Source organism: Emticicia sp., from assembly GCF_049241225.1.
Lineage (GTDB): Bacteria > Bacteroidota > Bacteroidia > Cytophagales > Spirosomataceae > Emticicia.
Map to the genome: position 1 here is coordinate 24593 of NZ_JBMLRC010000059.1, position 3213 is coordinate 27805.

At 39.0% G+C, this 3213-nt stretch carries 4 protein-coding genes; 3 read left to right on the forward strand and 1 reads right to left on the reverse strand.

The features are described 5' to 3' along the window. Window positions 1-2: 2 nt before the first annotated feature. The 3 genes from ACOVO2_RS03925 (at window position 3) to ACOVO2_RS03935 (ending at window position 1950) form a co-directional block, all read left to right on the forward strand. Entirely contained in the window at window positions 3-647 is a 645-nt protein-coding gene (locus ACOVO2_RS03925) for a VTT domain-containing protein (RefSeq protein ID WP_421768713.1), read from the forward strand. A 23-nt stretch (window positions 648-670) separates the two neighbouring features. Further along, window positions 671-1132: a PPC domain-containing DNA-binding protein gene (locus tag ACOVO2_RS03930; RefSeq protein ID WP_421768714.1), complete on the forward strand. Its 462-nt coding sequence runs from the start codon at window positions 671-673 to the stop codon at window positions 1130-1132. A gap of 74 nt (window positions 1133-1206) precedes the next feature. Then, on the forward strand, window positions 1207-1950 hold the full coding sequence (locus ACOVO2_RS03935) for a shikimate dehydrogenase family protein (protein WP_421768715.1): 744 nt from the start codon (window positions 1207-1209) through the stop codon (window positions 1948-1950). Between the two features lie 84 nt (window positions 1951-2034). Here ACOVO2_RS03935 and ACOVO2_RS03940 read toward each other — a convergent pair whose 3' ends face one another. After that, window positions 2035-3117 carry an aminotransferase class V-fold PLP-dependent enzyme gene (locus ACOVO2_RS03940; protein WP_421768716.1) on the reverse strand — a complete coding sequence of 361 codons (1083 nt, stop codon included), beginning with the start codon at window positions 3115-3117 and terminating at the stop codon, window positions 2035-2037. Between the last annotated feature and the right edge of the window lie 96 nt (window positions 3118-3213).

Consider the following 3213-nt stretch of genomic DNA (forward strand, 5'->3'; position numbering starts at 1 on the left):
TCATGGAATTCATACATTTTATTTTAGACTTTTTAAAAGACCCATTAACTACGCTTCAGTGGTTTTTGGCCGAATACGATACGCTCACGTATGCTATTTTGTTTCTCATTATTTTTGTAGAAACGGGCTTTATTATTATGCCACTTTTACCGGGCGATTCGTTGCTTTTTGCGGTGGGTTTGTTGGCTTCAACCACTGGTAAACTGGATATTGCTTTCGTGATTCCGATGTTAATTATTGCGGCACTTTTGGGCGATAACGTGAATTATTTAGTCGGGAAAAACTTTAGTAAGTTTATCAAATCACGTGACAAAATACTTTTCTTGAAGCGTGAATACATCACAAAAACCGAAGAGTTTTACGATAAACATGGTGGTAAAGCCGTAATTATTGCTCGTTTTATGCCGATTATTCGTACAATCGCTCCATTTGTGGCGGGTGCAGGTAGCATGAAATATCCTAAATACATTACATATTGTGTGTTAGGAGCAGTTTTGTGGGTAACGAGCATTACGCTTTTGGGTTATTTCTTGGGTTCAAACGAATGGGTAAAACACAATTTCGAAAAAGTTGTTTTAGGAATTGTTTTCATATCGATTTTACCAATGATTATTGGAATCTTGAAAGCAAAATTTGCTAAAGCATAATGATGAAATTTTTCTTTAAAATTTTGATAGTCAGTCTGTTCGCTATGCAAACTAATGCCCAGCAATTATCGACATCGGTCACGCAAAGCTACGCTTTCAGACTTCGCCCGAATCAGGATTTAAAGAAAGAACTTCAACGATTCATTGACGAAAAACAAATATCGGCCGCTTGCGTACTTACCTGCGTGGGTAGCCTGACATCAGTAAATATCAGATACGCCAACCAAGAAAAATACGAGATGCTCAAAGGGCATTTCGAGATTGTTTCCTTGGTTGGTGTTTTGTCGAAAAACGGCTCGCATATTCATATTTCGGTGAGCGATTCGACAGGAAAAACCATTGGCGGACATTTGGGCGATGAAAGTTTGATTTATACAACTGCCGAAATCGTACTCGGAATCATGCCCGATTATGATTTCGTACGAGAACCCGACCCAACCTTTGGCTACAAAGAACTCGTAGTCCGCCGCCGAAAAAAGAAGTAAGTATCGAATAAATATTTCGTAGGATAGGGGTTGCAACCCCTATCCTACAAAAAGCAACCACTAATAAACTATCCATGAACGCCTACGCCCTAATCGGATTTCCGCTCGGACACTCATTTTCAAAAAAATATTTTACCGAAAAATTTGAGCAAATGGGTCTTTCCGAAACCCACGAATACAAACTTTTCGAGTTGTCGGATATTCAGCAATTTCCGCAATTATTGAAAGATGAACCAAATCTAAAAGGCTTAAACGTGACGATTCCGCACAAACAGGCGGTAATGCCTTTTTTAGATGGGCTCGATGCTTCGGCCGAAAAAGTTGGGGCAGTGAATGTCATTAAATTTATGGAGGATGGTCGTCTAATCGGTTATAATTCAGACTATTACGGATTCAAAACTTCGCTCGAAGATTTTCTTTCAGAAGTCAATATTCCATCAATTAAAGCCCTTGTTTTGGGCAATGGTGGAGCAGGAAAAGCTGTTGTGGCAGCACTAAAAGATTTAGGAATCGCCTATAAAACTGTTTCTCGTACCAAATCAGAAGAAAATATTTCTTACGAGGAAATTCCGAGTTTAATCGCTGATTATCAATTGATTATCAACTGTTCGCCCGTTGGTACTTACCCTAAATCTGACCAATGTCCTGCTATTCCGTACGAATCTCTGACCGAAAATCATTTTCTTTATGATTTAGTCTATAATCCACTCGAAACATTGTTTTTGCAAAAAGGAAAAGAACAAGGAGCAAAAACACATAATGGCTTACCGATGCTCCATCTCCAAGCCGAAAAAGCGTGGGAAGTTTGGAATTCATAAAATAATCATAGCATAGACTTTAAATAAAATAGCCCGCCAAAATTTCTTTCGGCGGGCTGTTTTATTTACAGAAAAACTATAAGCTTATTCCATCGTTTTCAGAGCGGCTATGAGTGTATCAATTTGCTCCATTGTATTGGATGGGAAATTTGAAATTCTGATTTGTGTATCTTTGTTGGGGCCGTAGCCACTACCCACAATCATATTTTTTTCTTTCAAAGCTTCAATAATTCCCTTTGAAGATTTTTTAGTATCAGCAACTACCACAGTTTTCGAGCGATGCTCTGGATTTTTTACCGCAATGCTGCATAAATTGCTGGTTTCGAGGTATTTATAAATTTTCTTTGCTTTCTCGTCGGTTTCTTTTCTGATATTTTCAATACCTGTTTTATTCATTTCTTCGGCTACTTTTCCGAGCAAATAAATACCCAAAACATTGGGTGTTGCTGGAGTTTCGTAAGTTTCATAATTTTTCCACAAAACTGGTAAATTATGGTGGGCCCCAATCGTTACGCCTTCGTATTTAGCCAAGCGTTTGGCCTTTTCAAGACATTTTTCGTTGGCAATCCACACGCCTAAACCTGCGGGTAAGCCAAAGGCTTTTTGTACCGAAAAGAAAGCCGTATCAATCAAATCTAAATCAAGTTCTGGAATTGGTGCCGACGAAACCATATCAACCGCCATCAAGCGTTTTTGGTTGCTGCGTTTGAGTTTGTGAATATCGGCCTCACGCATTTGCACGCCCGTGCTGGTTTCGTTTTGCGTTACGCAGATAAGTTCGGCATACTCTGGTACTTCTATTTCTCCGTAGCTAAAGCCTTCGCCGATTGGCTTTTCGAACTTATGAGCAAATTTTTGAGCCGAAACAGCATATTTGTAGAATTTATCAGAAAACGAACCATTTACTAAGTGGAAGCTTTCGTGTTCTACTAAGTTCAATAAGATACGTTCCCACACTTCGGAAGCCGAACCTGTAAAGAAAATACCCGACGACGCAGGAATATTCATGAGTGTGCGTAAGTTTTCCACACAATGTTGATAAATCTTGCGAAATTGTCCGCTTCTGTGAGAAATTGAACCAATTTGCTCGTCAATGGCTTGACGCATGAACTCTTCAAACTTAGGATTCAATTCGGCGGGACCGGCAGTGAAATAGATGTTTTTCATGAATGGTTTTGTTACGGAGAGTTCAAAAATAAAAAAAGTCGGTGAGATACTCAGCTAACCGACCTTAAATGCTTCAAAAAGTATAATTCTTTCTTG